Here is a 17,862-nt window from a genome sequence, read left to right on the forward strand (position 1 = left end):
TGGCGATCATGATGCACTCCTCTCGCCTGGCTTCAGCACCACAGCCACACACGACATATTGCCACACACGGCATATCTGCGATATAGAGCACATTACGGTCACCGGTCGCCCGCATTCACTACGCATTCACTACTGATCACCGCCTTCGGGAACCGCGGTAGCGCCGCCGCGGAGGTCGGCAAGGGCAGCCGGGTGCCGGGTGCCGGGCGCTGACCGCTCCCCGCAGCGCCTTCGTCAGCGCATTGCGCAGGCCCGGCCCGGTCGGCTCGGCATGCAGGCCGAACCTCGGAGTGGCCCAAGGTTTTACCATGGAAATGGACCCCACTCCTGGGCTGCTCCGCTCCTCAGGTCGAAGACATGACGACGAGCGCATAGCAGTCCGGCCGGCACTGTCCAGATCGCCGGCCGCGGCCTATCGGCCCCGCCGAGGTGATGCCGAACAGGCTTTCCATCCCCGCAACATTTCCACCAAAGAGACAAATGGCCGTGGAGGCAATTCCCATGAGAGCGATCGTGGTGACGGACCAGGCTGCGGGAACGGCCGGGATGACGCTGGTGGAGCGGCCCGAGTCGCAGGCAGCGATAAACGATGTCGTCGTTCGGATTCATGCGTCGGGATTCGTGCCCACCGAGATGGCGTGGCCCTCGACCTGGACCGATCGCCTCGACCGTGACCGAACACCGTCGATCCCCGGGCACGAGTTGGCCGGAGTGGTCACCGCCCTCGGCTATGGCACGACGGGACTGTCGGTGGGACAGCGGGTGTTCGGCATCACCGACTGGTACCGCGACGGCACCCTGGCCGAGTACGCGGCCGTCGAGGCACGCAACCTCGCGCCGCTGCCGGGCGATGTCGACTTCACGGTGGGCGCGAGCCTGCCGATCTCGGGCCTGACCGCGTGGCAGGGACTGTTCGAGCACGGCCGCCTTCAGGCGGGGCAGAGCGTGCTCGTGCACGGTGCGGCCGGCGCAGTCGGGTCGATGGCGATGCAGCTCGCACGTGAGTTCGGTGCGTACGTCATCGGCACCGGACGCGCTGCCGACCGTCAGACGGTGCTCGACTTCGGCGCGAGGGAGTTCGTCGACCTCGAGAACGACGCCCTCGGAGAGATCGGCGGCGTCGATCTGGTGTTCGATGGCATCGGTGGCGACATCGGGAAGCGGTCCGCGGGCCTGATCAGGGCCGGGGGAACGCTGGTGTCCATCGTCGGGCCGCCGGAGGCAAGGCCCGCCGACGGCCTGGCGGTTGACTTCGTCGTCGAGTCCGATCGTGCCCAACTGGGCGAGATCGTTCGGCGGGTGCGGGACGGACGACTGCGAACCAACATCGACAACGTCTCGACCCTCGACGATGCCGTCGCCGCCCTCAATCCGACCGGGCGACGCAAGGGGAAGACGATCATCCGCGTTCGTCCGTGAGGACCCGGGGACAGCGGCCGGTCCTCCCCTCCTCGTGGATCAGCGATCGGCGCCGAACGTCAGTGGACGATCGGCCGAGGGGAAGGCCCGGTTGGCCAACGTCGACGGTTCCCCGGGGATCGGCTCGACAAGGATGAGGCTGGATCTCGAAACCTGTACCGGCGCGTGTGCCGGCCTGGGCGTCGGCATCGACCGATCGATGGCGGTCCGCAAGCCTGACGCAGTCACGTACGCCGGATGACCAGCACGGCCACGTCGTCGAGGTGGTCCCCCGCGACCGCGGCGTCGAGGATGCGGTCGGCGGTCTCCTCGACGCTCAGTCCGTCGTGGAGGGCCGCGCCGAGCAGTGTTGCGGTTCGTTCCAGTCCGGCTTCCAATGTGAGGCCGGGTCCTTCGACCACGCCGTCGGTGACCATGACCAGCGCGGCATCCTTGTCCAGTGTGAAGATTCCCTTGTGGTAATCGGTGTCGGGCAGGACTCCCAGCACCGGGCCGCCCGGCAGCTCACGGATGCTGTGGTAGCCGTCTTCGCGTGCGTACAGCAACGGCACGTGGCCGGCGCTGGCGCCGGTGACCTCTCCGTCGTCCGGGTCGACATGCAGCATGGTGCAACTGGCGAATCGTGCCGCGTCCATGGTGACGAGCAGCTCGTTGATGCGTGTCAGTACGGTTGCGGGGTCCGGTTCGCGGGCGGCGATCGCGCGCATGGAGGCGCGTACCTGTCCCATGGCCGCAGCGGCGTCCACGTCGTGCCCTTGGGTGTCGCCGATCTCCAGGGCGACCGCACCGTCGGGCATGACGAAGGCGTCGTACCAGTCTCCGCCGATGTCCAGCCCGTCGCGGCTCGGTCGGTACCGGGCGGCGACTTCCAGGCCCGGCAGGTGCTCGGGCAGCGTGGGGAGCATGGTCTGCTGGAGCGCCGTGGCCAGCTCGACTCGTGCCTCTTGCAACGTGACGCGTTTCAGTGCCTGGCCGGCAAGATCGGCGAGAGTAGTCATGAGGGCCCGCTCATCCGGGGACGAATGGTGTTCGCCCTCGTAGGTCACCAACCAGGCCGCGAGCGGCTGATCGCCGTTCGGGCTGAGGGAGGTGATCGAGACGGCGTAGCCGGAGCCGAGCTGGTCGAAGTACGGCACCATGGCCCCGTACGGCCAGCGGCGGATGTACTCCTCCTGGTTGGGAATGAACTGCGGCTCGCCAGTGCGGATCACATAGGGCAGCGCGCTGGGGGCGTCCAGCGGCAGGCCGTGCACGGCGGCCATCGGTATCGGGATCCCGGCGTCGGAGGAGACGCGCAGGCGGCCTTTCGTGACGAACGCCAGCGCGGCGCCGGCACCACCGAAGGTCGCGGCGAGCCGGGTCAGGACGACCTGCTGTATTTCCTGCTCCGTGACCGCGGTCATCACGGCGGAGGAGAACGCCGCGATCTCGGCGGCTCGCTGCCGCTCAGCACTCAGCGCGACCAACGCTCTGCGCCGGCGCGCTTCCCCCTTGGCGTTGTCGCGGATCACTCCGAAGACCCGCTCAGGGCCGCCGTACCCCAGCTGGACCCGGCGGGCCCGGCAGGCCAGAAGGTGCCAGCCGGCGCGCTCGGTGAGGAATCGCAACGTGATCCAGGGGGACTGGGCGGCGGTCGAACGCATGAGCCGCCGCAGAGCCCCGCGGTCTTCAGGGTGGACTCGCCGGACCACCCTGGACAACGGCATGGAGGCCTCCGGGAACAGCGTCGCCAGGGCGGGTGCGCCACCCAACCACTCCAACCGGTGCTCCTGGGGCGAATACATGCACAGACCGAGGTCGGCGGCCTCGGCTCCCAACCGGAACGGGATCATCAGACCGCCCAGGTCGTTTCCCGCGTCCAACGAGTGCACCCACACCAGCGGTTCGCCACCCGCAGGATCCTTCACGGGTCGCGCCTCGACAAGGCAGACCACGGAGGGTGCACCTGCCCGGGGGAACTCCAGCACCCGCATCACGATCGTCTTCGTCGTGGCGGCGTGCGCCATGAGGCTCTCGACCGCAGTCCGCTGGCTTGCGGGCATCAGATCAACCAGGCCACGACCCACGCACTGCTCCGCCGGCCTGCCCAGTGCCCTGGCCATCGCCGCATTGAGGCTGCGAACGGCACCGTCCAGGGTCAAGAGAGCGGAAGGGGTAGCCCTTCGAAGGAGTTCGTCCGAGGCGTCCATCTGTGCCTCCTTGGAACGTACTGAAACCGCCTCTTCAACCATATTCGCGTAATTTGCTGCGATATCTCAGTGAAGAGTGTGTGCGACTGCCGCGTCGAGTGATGACGGCGGGTACGGCAACCCCAGCAACTGGCCGCCACAGAGAGCTGCGGATGAGAAGCTTCCCGTGCCTCACCCGTGCCGGAGCTATCCCGGCAACGGTCGTATGCGACCCCGCGGGCCTCCCGCTGGAGATCACGGACCCGCTCGGCGCGCTCACGCGCTGCGAACGCGACGCCTTCGGCCGCCCCATCGCCATCACGGATCCCACGGGCGCCACCACACGCCTGGAGTGGACGGTCGACGGCCACTTGGCCCGTCGTACGGCACCGGACGGCACGACGGAATCGTGGACGTACGACGGCGAGGGCGACTGCACCAGCCACATCGACCCTATGGGTGGCGTCCCGCGCTTCGAGCACACCGACTTCGACTTGCTGACGTCCCGCACGGGCCCGGACGGGGTCCGCCACGAGTTCTGCCGCGACCGGGAACTGCGCCTGACCGAGGTCACCAACCCCCAGGGCCTGACGTGGACTTACGAAGCCTATGCCGGCCAGGCCGGGCAGGCAGTGTCTGCGACCAGGGGACTGACCGGCTCGGGTCCGGCCGACGGCGCGATCACCTGGGCGCGGGAGGCGATGCGGCTGCCGGCCGAGGCGGTGGAGCGCGTCGACGACTCGGACGGATGGCTCGGGCAGGCCGGTGCCGGGCTTGCCGACGCCCACCTCGACGCGTGCCGTGCGGCCCGACCGATCCCGAGGAACTCGCGCGCTGGCCGGTCGGCCATGCGCTCGGCGACGTCGACGACGGCCTGACCGACATCGACCCCCTCGATTACGAGGATGTCCTCAGCGAAGAGAGGATGGCCGTCCTGCGGAAATCGGCGGTCGAGGCGTGCCGCGCAACCGTCGCGGCTGGGCCGAGAAATACCTGATGGAACGTCTGGCCGAGGCGGGGGCGACGTCGACGCGGTGATCGCCGTACACGCCGCCGACCTCGCGCCGAACGGCCACACGCACCTGTTCATCGCCCGCGAGCCGGATGCTCGGCGGCGCTCCCGCCGGCGGTTGCGGCCTCGCCGCTCGCCAGTAGGCCGTACGACCTTCGGCACTCGGCGCTGTCGACCTGGCTCAATGCTGGAGTGGATCCCATCGAGGTCGCCGAGCGCGCCGGCAACAGTGTCGAGGTCCTGCTGACCCGCTACGCGAAGTGCCTCGACGGACGGCAGGACGTCGCCAACCGCCATTGAGGACCTGCTCTGCGAGTACGAATGAGACACCCTGCACGCCCACGGAGGCCCCAGGCATGCCGCCTGGGGCCTCCCTCGTTTTGCGCTGCCTGCGGTGATGCACTTGTTCACGAGATGTGCGAAAGCCCCGCCGGTGCCTTACCAGGGCCGGTGTTGGCGCAGTCGCCGGTGCCGAGGGTGTTCGCGATGCTGTACGCGGTCCGCATGTCGGCGTTGAGGTCGTCGATGGCCTTGTCCGTGGTGGCGATCGCGGTGGTGATGTTCGCTTCCGCTGTGGCTATGGCGCTGCCGGCACTGGGCAGCGTGGGCAGTCCGTCGGCAGTGAGGGATGTCTGCGCGTTCTGGAGAGCGGTGATCTGGGACCGCAGGCCCGTGATCGCCTGCTTCTCCTGGTCTACGTCGTAGCTGGCCGTGATTGTCACGTCGTACCCGACTACGTTCTCGGCGTCGTAGCCGACCACGTTCTCCACGTTGTAGCAGCCATCGCCGTTGCCGCCCTTGGCGTCCTGCCGCTCCTGCGCGAGATCCTTGTCGGCTGTCCCGACGTCGCCGCGTACGGACTTGGCGTTGGTGAAGGAGCTGTTGGAGCCCTGGAGTGCTGTGAGCGCGTCCTGCGCCGTTTGCCGGTCCGCCGCCTGTGCACTGGCTTGAGCACTTGCGTGAACCGTCGCCCGGTCCTGCTGCTGCGCGGTCCGCTCCGCCTGCGCGTCTTCGGTCCAGCCGCTTTGAAGTAGGGCGCTACACACGCCCTGCCCGAATATCTGGCCGTTGGTGTCGCGGACCACGACCATGACGTCGTTCTTCTGTACAGCGCACACCTCGGGCACGAGACCCTGCACGGCAACGGTTTGCGTGGTCCAGAAGTCTCCGCCTGTGGACAGGGAAGAGGCGAGGCTGCCGCACGCGGCCGCCGGATCGGACTCCCCACTGCTGTGCACCTCGGCACGGGCGGCGTGCCCGTACAGGTAGATCGTGCAGACACCACCGCCGTCACCTGCTGCCGCCGGCGCAGCGCTGCTCGAGGCCGAAGGCGTCGAGGAGGCCAAGCGGACGTCAGGCGCTGCCGAAGGCTTGTGAGAAGACATGCAGGCGGCGAGAGGCAGACAGGAGAGCAGAGCGATGGCCGAGACGGTGCGGCGCACGATTCCCCTCATAAATGGCAGGAGTTGGTGGGGATACTGTGACAGTCGTGCGGGACGTGTGTGCCATTGTTGCCGGAACGTGAGGAAGCCCGGGCCCTACCGGTGGAAGGGGCAGGCCCCGAGCGGTTCGACCACCTGGGACGACTGAACGAAGCACTGCAGAGTGCCGGACGCGCAGCCGGTCGCGCTCACTCCCCGGACTCAATACGACACGGACAACTGGGTACTACGCCGGGTCCCTGTGGCCCGAGGCGGACGTTGAAGAGGTCCGTGGTCGGCAAGGGCGAGAAGCGCGTACATATGCGGGACAAGCCCCGGGGTCACGCGATCCCCCACCAGGAGCGCCGGCTTCGAGTGAGGTCGATGTCTCCTGCGGTTGGTGATGCGCATGGGGTTCGCTCCGGTCGGCTCAGCTGATAAGAGCTGGCTCGCGCCTCGTCTCGTGCCTCAGAATTCTCGGCGTGGCAGACACGGGACCTACCGAAGAAGAGACGCCGGACGGGCTGTTGGGCTGGTGCCTGGTGGCCAACGTGGCGCGAGAAACCGCGCACGGCGAGAGTGGCCTCGACATCCAGCACGGCACGAAGCACTTCCGCGCAGGCGCCCTGCTGTGGATCCCGCCCGTCTGCTGGGACCCGGGCCACGGTCGCTGGCGTGCGGTGGGCCGGCACCGGGGCAACGGCCGCCGGTACGTCAACATGGTCGTACGCGCGGATGACCTGGAGAACTTCCGGGTCAAGGGGGTCTACAGCGAAGCTCTGGTGCGCAGCCTCAACGGTTACGAGCACGACCCGGCCGCCCCGCGGACCCTGCAGAACCCGTGGACCCGCGAGCGGGCACAGGACTGGGCCGATGCCCGGAACCACTTCCGGGAACCTGTCTTCATCGAAGGCCACCCCTACGCCCACCCACGGATCTCCGTTCCCAACCCTCCGCCGGCAGAGCTCCAGCTCGACGGTGAAACCCTGCACCTGGCCCACTACGGCACCAGGGGAGCTCACTACAGCCGCACACCTCCTCCCGTGGAATGGACCCCCGAGCCCTGAAAGGAACTTTGGAAAGGGCGAGCGGGGAATCGGCGCCGCTGGTGGGGATCAAGTGAGGTTCCACGGTGGCCTGTCAATACGAAGCACCACCACAAGAGGGCCGTACGGGCCGGGGATGACTCCGTGAAAGTCGATCACGGGAAACCGGCGCCCTACGCAGGCAAGATCCGGGCGGAGGCCAAGCGGGTCGCCCGAGTGCTTGAGCGCTCTTGCGACCCGTACCGGTGGAGCCGGTGCTCGTCCTCGTCGGTGTCACCGAGCTGAAGGTGGTCGCTACGCAGTTCAGTGTCCGGGTCTACCAGGAGTGCCAAGTAGCGGCACTCGCTCCGCTCTCAGGCGTGCTCACAGCCGACCAGGTGGAGCAGGTGGAGCAGGTGCACAGCGTTGCTCGCCATCGTCAGGCTTGGAACCAGGCCTGAGTCGGTCGCCTCAGCGGAGTGCCGGCGGTCCTCATGGACGCCAGTTGCCAGCCCCCGCGGCGTGACGATTCGTGCGGGGCAGGGCGCCTGGCGGTGGTGCGGGCCTCGCCATTTCCTGGGCCTCACTGCAGCGACGTTCCAAGATCCCGTCCACGCCTCGTGCACGGACCCCGCCATACGGCCACTTCCGGCGGCGTACGTCTGCGTATACGAGCCGCCGTCCCGGCGCGGGCTCCCCGGCAGTGGTACGCCGGGCGCCCGCGCCTCGGGGACAGGACGGGGTCAGCCCTCCTTGGCGAGGGCCGGGACGAAGCGGGCCGCGTCGATCGTTCCGATGCCGGTCGCCATGTCGTAGCCCTTCACCGCGGTGTAGCCGGTGACTCCCGCGTAGCTGTTGTTCGTACCGTCCTTCACGTCCACGATCCCGGTGGACGGGTTGGACGAGGACTTCGCGTACAGCGAGTACAGCGCCTGGTGGATGTCTCCCAGCCGGTGCCCGGCGACCTGGTCGGCCAGGGCCACGATTCCTGCGAAGAGCGGGCTGGCCTCGCTGGTGCCGACGTAGACCTCCCAGCCGACCTTCTTGGGGTCGTAGCTGGAGTACACCCATCCGCCGCCCTTCAGCGCGGCGGACATGGAGATGTCCGGGGTGCTGCGGTGATTGCCGGCCAGCCCGCTCTGGTACGAGGGACGGGGGAAGACGTGGGACTGGCCGCCGCCGCTGGCGCCGTGGTCGTTGTAGACGCTGTCCGGGGCGGTGCGGTCGCCGTTGGCGTCCAGGTGCAGCTGGGTGCCGCCGACCGAGACCACCAGGGGGTCGTCGGTCGGCCAGGCGTTGACCCTGTACGGGTAGGTGGTCTGGCCGTTCGCGGTGGTGTCGGTGGGTCCGCTGTCGCCGGAAGCGTCGGTGACGGTCACACCGTGCTTGGCCGCGTCCTTGTAGGCGTACCGCAGGTTCTGGATGCTGGAGAAGTCACCCTTGCCGAAGCCGGGGAAGTTGTTCTCCGCCACGCCCCAGCTCTGGCTGATCACATCGCCCACGCCGCGGTCGATGAGCGACTTCTCGGCGTCCATGATTTCCCGCAGGCCGGTGGTGCCGTCCCCGATCCGGCCGACCCCGGTCTCCGCCAGGACGATGTGCGCGTCCGGGGCGACGGCATGCGCCATCTCCACGTCGAGGGTGGTCTCCCCGGCCCAGCCGAGCTGGTCGGCGTCGCTGGGGTCGAAGCGCGGGACGTTGCCCCACTTGACCACGTCGACATGGGTGCTCTTGATGCCGAACCGGGCGCTGTAGACGTCCAGGTCCTTCTGGATGGTCGGCGAGCCGAACGGATCCACGATCACGATCGTGCGCCCCTTGCCGGTCACTCCTGCCTCGTACAGCGGGTTCAGGTCGTACGCCTGGCGGTACTGGAGCGCGTTGTAGCAGTCGAACCCCCACTTCTCCCGGCACTGCGCAGTGGTCATCAGGCTGCCGGGCGCGCTCTTCGACTGCTGCCCGGCAGCCGGCACGGGCTTGACCCCTTGCGCCGGTTGCACGGGTGCTGCCACGGCGACGGAACCAGACAAAAGCGTTGTTATCGCAGCGAAACTGGTGAGGCTGGTGAGCCAGGCTGCGACGACAGGGGTGCGCCGCCGCGCATGGATCCTGCGCATGGATGCTCCTCGGTGTGGACTAGACCATGCTCGGCCGTTGACCGTCGATCTCACTCCGAGGGCGTCCACGAGGCAAGGGTTTGCCCCTGTGTGCCTTGTCACTGCTTCATATGATTCGATGCTCTATGTCCGTTCCGAGGGTGTTCCGCACGGGCTGGCAACCCGTCGAGGGCGCGCGTGCCGGTCTGGCTGTCGCACGGCTTCAGTCCTGGTGGCAGCGGGGCCTTCGCGTGTTGGATTGCCTCCTGCAGGAGTCCCGGCCGGTTCGATGCCCGCTGTGTTGGTCTTATTCGATAGCTCGGCTCTGACCGCTTCGTGGGATACATCACGGTCCGGCCGTCGAAGAGGGGCGACGCTTGAGCGGGATCGGGGGGCCGCTGGAGCCGGACATGGCGCCACGCGCCCACTTGGCGCCGAGCGGAGCGGTGGGTGGTGTCGGAGACCTCGGAGGGACGGCCGGACGCAGGTGACCGTCCGTCGAATGTGGCGGCTGACCTCGGCGGGCGCTCCAAGATCCCATCCACGAATAGTCCACGGACTCCGTCCAGCTGGTCTTGCCCACGACCAGCTGGATGCAGTACTCGGTGTACTCATCGATGCCGTGGCCGTCCTTGTGTGCCGCACGCCCCACCCGTCGGCAGCATCGTTGTCGTGAACGCCGCAGCGCACGACCACACCGATGCGGACGTGGTCGTTGCCGAGGCTGTTGACGTAGGCGTTCTTGGACGGGAACGGATGGCCGTAGAAGCAGTCGCTCCACTGGGTAGCGCCGCTGGGCGGGTCGGTCTGGCGCGGACTGTTGGCTGCTGCGGATACGCCGGTCAGCGAGATGGTCAGCGCCGCTGCGGCGAGGGCTGCGACACTGCGGCGAGGGCTGCGACGCTGAAGCGCTTGAAAGCGCGCACGAAAAACTCCCCCTTATAAAGTTTTCGGGTGGGCCGGGAAAGCAGGTTCCTCTACGAAGGTCGACGGTCGCGCAATGTGCTACACAGTGACGAGAACGCCGCATTCGGGAAATCTCCACCCCAGCCCGGAATCCGCCCCTTTGGCGCCGTTTCTCGGACAGCCGAGAAGGCTTCCTTGAATGCTGTCAGGAACGTCAGCACAGGGACCCGGGCTGACACCAGGGCATTCCCCCGTACTGGCGTCCAGGGCGGGTCAGCCGGAGTGAGCCAGTCGGGCAGGCCCAGTTCGTGTACGGCGATGGAAGCATGGTCTGGCCCCGACCTGGCGAGATCGAGGAACACCCCTCCCGGCTCGTCACCCCACAGAACCGACGCCACCGCCGCACCCGATGCGATGTGAGCCACCGCCGCGACCAAGTCGGAGAAGAACTCGTCCTCAATGGATGTAGCCCGATAGACAGCCGCTTCTCCGCCTACACGCAACGTCAGGCGACACCACCCGGCCCTGAATGTGAAAGAAACTTCGAACTGGTCGGTCGAACCAGAAAACACGGAAACCCCCGTCGGGAAACCTGCATGACGACCCCAGGACGGGAGTCGCACGCATGCCCACTACTTATTGAGTCAATCCCTCTTACGTAATTCTTGACTCACGGAAGGTGGCTGATGGTGAGCGCTGAAAAGTCCGATGAAGGACTGGCTCTCAGCTCCCTCTTGCAAGAGCGTCAGCGCTGGCTTCGGCGGTCCTTGATCAGGTTCGCCGGCTGGATCGCCCGGCGAGCTGCCTCGGTCACACCGATGATCACCAGGGCGACGGCGAAGTGGGTCACCTCGATCCCCAACCCATTCATCCGCAGCAGCAGTACGACAGCCGACACCAGACCGACCGCAGCGATGGCCAGCCGCGCGGTCACGAACAACAGGCCCGACCGAGCCGGCTTCCCGTGCAGCCTCGGGTGATCCTGCTGGAGACGTGCCGAGATCACTTGCAACCGTGGATCGTCACCGTCCTCCTGAGCCACTTGCTTCCCCTGCCCTTCTTCGACGTCGCTTCGGCGGTTAGCCCACCAGCTTGCCGCCTTCATAGGCGTCCTGGCGCGTGCAGTGCCTCAGCAACGCGGAAATCGCCCGACGCGCGAGTAGTTGGCCGTCTGGGCCTGGATCATTCACGTGCGCGCGCGGAAGTGAGCGGGTCGACTGAGAGCGCTGCAGGTCGGGTCGGTATGTCGTGTCTCGTTGCAGTGGGCGTCGGCTTCCTGTGCCCGGGGGCCGCGGTCACTCCTTCCGGGGGAAGTGGCGGGGCGCGTGGGTCAGCTCAGGACCGTTGCGAGACTGGGGCGACCGTCGGTGACCCGTCCGAACGGAGCTCCGGATCAGAGGCTCCCCATGCCGCACTCGTGCCAGAACTAGCGGGGCCTCCGCCAGGTGGGTGCCACGAGGAGGGTGGTGGCCGGCGGGTGTGTGGCCCCCACGTTCCTCACCCGCGATCGGTGCGCAACGACGAGAAAGAGCGGGAGACAGTGAGACTGTCTCCCGCTCTTTCTCGTCGGCATCCACCCGGGCCAGCGCTTGATTTCTGCTGATCCTGGACGAGTGCCCCCGGCAGGATTCGAACCTGCGCACACGGCTCCGGAGAGCACGCTGATGGCATCCTCGACTATGGCTCTGACCTGCAAGGTAGCCGCGCGGGCCGCGTGATCTCGACCCGCACACGCCCCTCACACGCGTGCGGGAGAGGGGCGCGAAGTTACGTCCGGTCGTTGAAGCCCGGCGGGAGGCGACGACGTGAGGGGCTGCAACACCGCGGGGTGTCGCAGCCCGATACTCAGGTCGGACGGGTGGGACACTGGTGAATCTCACTGTCCCACCCATCTCTGCAGGTCAGGGCTCTAACCGGACAGTCGGACACGTAGGACACATGGCGTCCAAGTCCTGGAGCGGAGATCCCTTTGCCTTCGCGTGTCGGTCGTTGTCAGTGCGGTCCCTTAGCTTGACCATGGTCGGTACAGGAGGGAACTTCACTCACCCCGGTGAGCCGTCGGCGATGGGTCAGCCCGCGGCGGGAGTTCAGCCCCAAGCTACTTCGGTGTGGACTTCGCCTGGGATTGGTGCAGCTCTCACCCGCGCTGATGGTCCGCAGACGTCCGCACTTGTTCGCCGTTGTGCGTGGGTGTTCCCACTCAGTTAGACACTCAGGCTTCCTGACCGGAGGACGCCGGCCCAATTCCGGTGAGCCGGCGTCCTCCAGCATGCGCATCAGGCGGTTGCTAGCTTTAGCCTTCGCCGAATCCGCCGCCTTCGCCGAATCCGCCGCCCTCGCCGTGGCGGCAGATGACGCGGAAGCTGGCGACGACTCCGTTCTTGACCTTCACGCCGTCCTCCATCTCCTCGTGGTGATCACCCTTCTCGTGGTGCTCGCCCTTCTCGTGGCGTTCGCCCTTCTCGTGGTGCTTGCGCTCCTCGCAGTTCTCGTGCTCGTGCTCGTCCTCGTCCTTGAACCTCGGGCAGACGCCGTCGCTCTGGCTGTGGGGGCCGACGATGGCGATGGGGGCGCCGTTGTCGCAGACAGCCCCGCGGAAGACCTCGACCACGTTGCGGCTGTCGTTGCGGATGTTGAGGGTCCTGGCACCCAGGCCGCTGACGACGGTGATGCATCCGTCGGGGCGGCCGGAGTATTCGCGCTCATTGACGAAGACCCTGCCCTCGAAGTGGGGGCGGAACCCCCTTCCTTCCCTTCCTTCTCTTCCTTCGTTGCCCTTGCCTTCGTTGTTGTTGGGGGTGCTGGGACCGCCGAGCGGTGCCGCCATGACAGCCGGGGCTGACCGGGGAACCGGCGCTGAGACGGCCGAGGCGTAGGTGATACCAGTCGCGGTCAGTGCCGCGGCGGCCGCGACGGCCATGGTGATCTTGCGGGATTGGGTCATCAACATGTTGCTTGTTCTCTCTCTGAGACTGAAGACAGCAGCGCCCGCTGTGGCAGCCGGTGCGTGATTGAACGTACTAACGACCCCTATTGCTGTCATATCGAGCAAATCGGAATCTCGGCTTCGTGGGGCCGTTCGGGTATGCGGAGGCCCTCCACACCACTCGGAGGTAAAGCTGGTGAGGCCATCAAAGTCCTTATGGTTAGCAGCAGTTGAGTCGCAGTTAGCCCTTACAGGTGATCTTCTGGCGCCTAGTCACCCGCCATGGTGGCGGGTTGCCGGGAAATGTCGGCGAGTCGCTGCTTGACATGTGACCTGTCGTAGGTTTAGAGGCGGCCACGTGAACGTTGGCTGTCCCGCGGACGCGGCAGCGCACAGCAGGGTTCGCCCAGGCCGGACGGTGACCAGTGCCCGGCGGGCGCGGTCTACCCGCCGCGCCCGGAGAAGGCATGACGATGGATTAGGCCATGGCCTCTTGGGCTCGTGAGTTGGACTACCGATGCTCGATGCATCGAGCTGTCGGCGAACGACTGAGGTGGGCGTAGCGGCTTTGGGCTGGAGTTTCAATGACCCAGTCAAGCGCCGCCGCGCTCGGATCCTGGAGCCCTAGTGGCTGTCCCGTAATCGGTCTTGGGTGTATGGCTGGGCAGGGGCTCAGGAGATGTGGCTACGCACCTTGGATGAGGTTGTGGAGGCGGGCGATGCCGAGCATGGCGTGGTGGACCCCGTCGCCCTTCAGCCGGCAGTCGCGGAGGATCTTCCAGGTCTTCAGTTGTGCTCGGCCTGCCACTCGGTGAGCTCGCCGCCCTTGGGCCGGTGGTGTGGGATGACCAGCCCGGTACCCAGGTAGCCGCCGTCGGCGATGGCGGTGGCCTTGCCGACGGCAGTCTTCGCCCCGGACTCCTTCCAGGCTTTGCAGTCGTTGCGGTTGCCCGGGACGGGCGCCATCGGCGATCAACACGGCGTCCGGTCGGAATCTCTGCCGGGGCTTGAACGCAAGCAACGGCCCCAGCTGAGCGATGATGCGGTCGGCGGCGGACTTGGAGATCCCGAACAGTGGAGCAAGCTGCCGGAGCGTCAAGTTCGTTCGCCAGCACGCGGTCACTAGGAGGACCCGATCCTCCAGCGGCAGACTCCACGGCCGTCCTCGCCGCACCTCGGCCGCACCCTGACGTCTCAACGCTGTGATCAGTTTGCTCAAGCGGCGAGGGCTCAGCCCGGTGAAGGGGGCTGTCCAGAGCGGCTGCGAAGCGGTGATCACGCTACTCACGGCATGATCTTCCCAGGACTGCCTGGATCAGGGAGCCAGTGCTGTGGTCACCCGGGCGAGGCGGTCCGCCGGCAGGGCGAAGCCGTTGGTGGGGTTGCGGAACGAGTAGCGGCCATCGTTGGTCCGTTGACCGTCCCTGTTCGTGGTCCAGTACGTAGGGCCACAGGGGCCTTGGCCTTCCATCAGAGCGGCCGCAAGTTGTTCGGGGTCCTCAACGGCGGTTCGGGCGCGTAGCGCTGCCGCCAAGCGTCCGGCGGCCCCTGCGGGTAGGGCTGCGTCTCCGAATGCGGGCAGAAGGAGCAGCAGACGACTGTGTGGGTCGGTGGTGGAGCCGCCGGCCAGGCCGTTGTCCGCAGCTGCAGTCAGCTCGGGCCAGGACAGGCCGGGGCCCATGAAGTGGCCGTCGTCTCTGGCGAGCAGTTCGGCACGGTCCCAGTCTGGATGGTGCAGGAGGTAGTCGGTACCCGCGTCCTCGGCAAGGTTGCGGTAGACGATGTGCAGGCGGCCGGCGGTGACCGGGACCGTGAAGGTGGGCCAGTCCGCGCGTCCGGAGATCTGGCGGTGGAAGTCCTCCGCGGCGTCGTAGTCCGCACCGAACAGGAGCTCCTCGGCCTCCTCGCTCTGCACGCAGGAGTAAAGGTGTCCCAGCCAGAACAGAGGCTCGTTGAGAAGCTCCGGAAGGTGGGCGAGGGCGTCGCTGTCGTAACCCGGGATCAGGTCCGGATGCATCCCTGCGCTGCTCGTCATGGGGCTCATCATGCCGCTGCCCTATGTCATCGCCGCAGCCGGGCGGTCGCGGGAGGCTGCCGCCGCCGAGCTTGCCGGAGAGCCACCGCGGCTGAACCTGATCTTTACAGGACAAGCCTTGGTTTGGAAGATCGCGTATGCGGATGAGGTCCGGCCTGGCGAGAGGCTGATCTTGTTTTCGACAGGGTGTTTCGGAGCCACCGGGGCAATGAGAATGAGAGCCACCCGCGGGACCGCTTTCCACGTGGCTCGGTGTCCGCGAGACGTCGTTTGTTGGCTTGCCGGTCTGTTGGGCCGAACGGCGCTAGGGATGCGGGCGGCGGGCCGGTTAGGTCGGGGAAGCGCCGAGGAATCTCAGGACGGCGAGAACGCGCCGGTGGTCGGCGTCGGCTGCGGGCAGGTCGAGCTTGGCGAGGATGTTGTTGATGTGCTTGGCCACTGCGCTGTCGCTGACGACCAGGGCCTCGGCGATCCCGGTGTTGGAGCGTCCCTCGGCCATCAGGGCGAGTACCTCCCGTTCGCGTGGCGTCAGCCGATCGAGCGGGTCACTGCGGCGGCGCACGAGCAGCTGGGCGACCACCTGTGGGTCCAGTGCCGTGCCCCCGGCTGCAACCCGCCGAACGGAAGCCACGAACTCCTCCACGTCGGCGACGCGTTGCTTGAGCAGGTAGCCGACGCCGCTGGTGTTGGCCGTCAGCAGGTCGGCCGCATACCGCTCCTCGACGTACTGCGAGAGCAGTACCACCGCGGTCTGCGGCCATTGCTTACGGATCACCAGCGCGGCGCGCACGCCTTCGTCGGTGAAGCCGGGTGGCATGCGGACATCGACCAGGGCCAGCCCGGGCCGGTGTTCCTCGACGGCCGTAAGCAGGGCTTCGGCGTCGCCGACTTCGGCGGCGATCTCGAAGCCGGCCATTTCCAGGACCTTGACGAGCCCGACGCGCAGCAGCAGTGAGTCCTCGGCGATCACGGCTCGCATGGCAGCTCCACGGCGATGGTGGTCGGGCCCCCGACCGGGCTGCTGATGTGGAAGGCGCCGTCGACGGAACCGACCCGTTTGGCCAGCCCGCTCAGTCCGCTGCCGGTGGAGGTGTCGGCGCCGCCGATCCCGTCGTCGGTGATGTTCACGCGCAGCATTCTCCCGATCTGTTTGACAGTGACGTCCACGCGGGTGGCGCGGGCGTGCTTGGTGACGTTGGTGAGCGCCTCGGAGACCACGAAGTAGGCGACCGACTCCACGGTGGGCGCCGCTCGCTCCTCGAGGTCGACTCGCAGCCGTACCGGGATCGGTACCCGGGCGGCCAGCCCGGACAGCGCCGCGTCCAGCCCGCGGTCCTCGAGGACGGCCGGGTGCAGGCCGCGCACCAGGTCGTTGAGTTCGGCGATGGCCTCCTTCGCCTCGCGGTGCGCCTCGTCGATCACGGTGCGGGCCTCGTCCGGCAGGTTGGTGAGGGTGGCCTTGGCCAGGCCCAGGTTGACCGCGAGGGAGACCAGGCGCTGCTGGGTGCCGTCGTGCAGGTCGCGTTCGATGCGGCGGCGTTCGGTATCGACGGCGTCGATCAGGTCGGTGCGGCTCTCGGATAGGTGCTCGACACGCTGCTGAAGCTGCTGGGAGCGGCTGGTCCCGAGCAGCGCGAGCGCGATCCGGGTCTCGGCGCGGGTCACCGGCCCGGTCAGCCAGGGTGCGGCGCACAGCAGCAGCACGCCGGCCGCGGTGTAGTACACCGCTTGGGTCGCGTAGTCGACATAGTCCAGGCGAACCTGGACCGGCAACATCCAGGCCCACCCGTTGACGGTGACGCCAGCAAGGCCCGCGACCCACGCAGCGAGCACCCCCAGCTCCACCACAGCCAGGAGCGGACCGACAAGCAGGTGGTATCCGGCCTGCCGCCAGGTCTGGGCCACGGATAGCCACCGCAGAGCGCGCCTCAGCCCCCCTTGCTCGCGCGCGGCCGGCAGCGGGAGGATCTCCACTCCCAGCAGCACCCGGTGACGGCGTCGCTGCACAGCGGTGAGCGCAAGCACACCGAGCAAGATCAGCACAAACGGGAGCGGAAGCCACGGCCACGCCCTCGAGTTCGCGACACTCGCCATCCAGCTCCACAACGGCACCAGCGCAAGGTGCAGCGGAATCCCGGCCGCCAAGAAACCGGTGTCCCGCCGGACCCGAACAACTCTGCGCCGCAGCGCCCGGGGAATCGTCATGGCTCGACGGTAAAACGCCAGGTGAGGGCTATGCCATGCACCGTGCATCCGGATCGATGGTGAAGCTGGCACCACCCTGAGAACGGCACCCGGCATTACTGACTGTGATCGCTGTGCGGCTCAGGCTGAAGGGCGTGCAGGAAATCATCGAACTGTTCCCGGAGCCGGACGCCGAGCGCGGCATACGCAGGCCGCACGGCCCGCGCACGGGATCGCTCCCCAGCCCGCAGCGCCGTCGTCCGGACCGCCTTCCAGGCCGACGGCGTGGTCTTGTCCTGGCCGGCTGCGGGGTGGCGCTGCTGCCGTGGCTCGTCGTGTTGGCCACCAGCCTGCCGACCACCTTCCGTGCCTCGCACTGGTCCGCCGCCTGGGTGGGTCTGGACGCGCTGGAGGCGATCGGCCTGATCACCACAGGTCTGCTGGCCACCCGCGGGGATCGGCGACTGGCACCGGCCGCCGCCGCGACGGCCGCCCTGCTCACCGTCGACGCCTGGTTCGACACGATGACCGCGGCCGGCGGGAGCGAACTGCGCGCGGCGCTGGTCATGGCGTTGTTCGCAGAACTTCCGCTCGCAGCGGTATGCGTCCGCCTGGCGGTTCGAGCGCTGCCCCGCACCCCATGAAACCCGCCACACCGACCCGGGCTGC

12 protein-coding genes and 3 pseudogenes are annotated in these 17,862 nt (G+C 67.6%); 6 read left to right on the forward strand and 9 right to left on the reverse strand.

Features of this window, described 5'->3' with window-relative positions; all coding sequences use genetic code 11:
* Positions 1-502: 502 nt before the first annotated feature.
* Positions 503-1,420, forward strand: coding sequence for an NADP-dependent oxidoreductase (locus tag AB0L59_RS20215; RefSeq protein WP_365585332.1), 918 nt, complete (start codon positions 503-505; stop codon positions 1,418-1,420).
* 224 nt (positions 1,421-1,644) lie between these two features.
* Here AB0L59_RS20215 and AB0L59_RS20220 read toward each other — a convergent pair whose 3' ends face one another.
* The gene (locus AB0L59_RS20220) at positions 1,645-3,651 is read right to left on the reverse strand and encodes a SpoIIE family protein phosphatase (protein WP_365585336.1); all 2,007 of its coding nucleotides are present in this window, start codon (positions 3,649-3,651) and stop codon (positions 1,645-1,647) included.
* Between the two features lie 146 nt (positions 3,652-3,797).
* On the opposite strand from AB0L59_RS20220, the pseudogene AB0L59_RS20225 reads away from it, so the two are divergent.
* A pseudogene (locus tag AB0L59_RS20225) lies at positions 3,798-4,697 on the forward strand (hypothetical protein); the annotation flags it as partial.
* A gap of 5 nt (positions 4,698-4,702) precedes the next feature.
* Positions 4,703-4,925, forward strand: a pseudogene (locus AB0L59_RS20230) (site-specific integrase); the annotation flags it as partial.
* A gap of 82 nt (positions 4,926-5,007) precedes the next feature.
* Here the strand turns inward: AB0L59_RS20230 and AB0L59_RS20235 are convergent.
* Positions 5,008-6,042: a hypothetical protein gene (locus AB0L59_RS20235; protein WP_365585338.1), complete on the reverse strand. Its 1,035-nt coding sequence runs from the start codon at positions 6,040-6,042 to the stop codon at positions 5,008-5,010.
* Between the two features lie 461 nt (positions 6,043-6,503).
* Here AB0L59_RS20235 and AB0L59_RS20240 point away from each other — a divergent pair, with 461 nt between their 5' ends.
* Both AB0L59_RS20240 and AB0L59_RS20245 read left to right on the forward strand, forming a co-directional pair.
* The gene (locus AB0L59_RS20240; RefSeq protein WP_365585340.1) at positions 6,504-7,088 is read left to right on the forward strand and encodes a hypothetical protein; all 585 of its coding nucleotides are present in this window, start codon (positions 6,504-6,506) and stop codon (positions 7,086-7,088) included.
* Positions 7,089-7,297: 209 nt separating this feature from the next.
* A complete protein-coding gene (locus AB0L59_RS20245) occupies positions 7,298-7,507 on the forward strand; it encodes a hypothetical protein (protein ID WP_365585342.1) in 210 nt (69 codons plus the stop codon).
* A 282-nt stretch (positions 7,508-7,789) separates the two neighbouring features.
* Here AB0L59_RS20245 and AB0L59_RS20250 read toward each other — a convergent pair whose 3' ends face one another.
* The 7 genes and pseudogenes from AB0L59_RS20250 to AB0L59_RS20280 form a co-directional block, all read right to left on the reverse strand.
* The gene (locus AB0L59_RS20250; protein WP_365585344.1) at positions 7,790-9,019 is read right to left on the reverse strand and encodes a S53 family peptidase; all 1,230 of its coding nucleotides are present in this window, start codon (positions 9,017-9,019) and stop codon (positions 7,790-7,792) included.
* 1,774 nt (positions 9,020-10,793) lie between these two features.
* On the reverse strand, positions 10,794-11,090 hold the full coding sequence (locus AB0L59_RS20255) for a hypothetical protein (protein WP_365585346.1): 297 nt from the start codon (positions 11,088-11,090) through the stop codon (positions 10,794-10,796).
* A 1,251-nt stretch (positions 11,091-12,341) separates the two neighbouring features.
* Entirely contained in the window at positions 12,342-12,998 is a 657-nt protein-coding gene (locus AB0L59_RS20260; RefSeq protein ID WP_365585349.1) for a hypothetical protein, read from the reverse strand.
* Positions 12,999-13,659: 661 nt separating this feature from the next.
* Positions 13,660-14,262: pseudogene (locus AB0L59_RS20265) on the reverse strand (transposase family protein).
* Between the two features lie 27 nt (positions 14,263-14,289).
* Positions 14,290-15,009 (reverse strand): hypothetical protein, encoded by a 720-nt coding sequence (locus AB0L59_RS20270; protein ID WP_365585352.1) that lies wholly within the window; start codon positions 15,007-15,009, stop codon positions 14,290-14,292.
* A 328-nt stretch (positions 15,010-15,337) separates the two neighbouring features.
* Positions 15,338-15,988 (reverse strand): response regulator transcription factor, encoded by a 651-nt coding sequence (locus AB0L59_RS20275; RefSeq protein ID WP_365585354.1) that lies wholly within the window; start codon positions 15,986-15,988, stop codon positions 15,338-15,340.
* On the reverse strand, positions 15,976-17,262 hold the full coding sequence (locus AB0L59_RS20280; RefSeq protein WP_365585356.1) for a sensor histidine kinase: 1,287 nt from the start codon (positions 17,260-17,262) through the stop codon (positions 15,976-15,978). Before AB0L59_RS20280 ends, AB0L59_RS20275 begins: the two co-directional genes overlap by 13 nt.
* Positions 17,263-17,348: 86 nt before the next feature.
* Here AB0L59_RS20280 and AB0L59_RS20285 point away from each other — a divergent pair, with 86 nt between their 5' ends.
* On the forward strand, positions 17,349-17,837 hold the full coding sequence (locus tag AB0L59_RS20285; protein WP_365585357.1) for a hypothetical protein: 489 nt from the start codon (positions 17,349-17,351) through the stop codon (positions 17,835-17,837).
* Positions 17,838-17,862: the final 25 nt, after the last annotated feature.

It is taken from the genome of Streptomyces sp. NPDC052109 (assembly GCF_040680195.1).
Classification (GTDB): Bacteria; Actinomycetota; Actinomycetes; order Streptomycetales; family Streptomycetaceae; genus Streptomyces.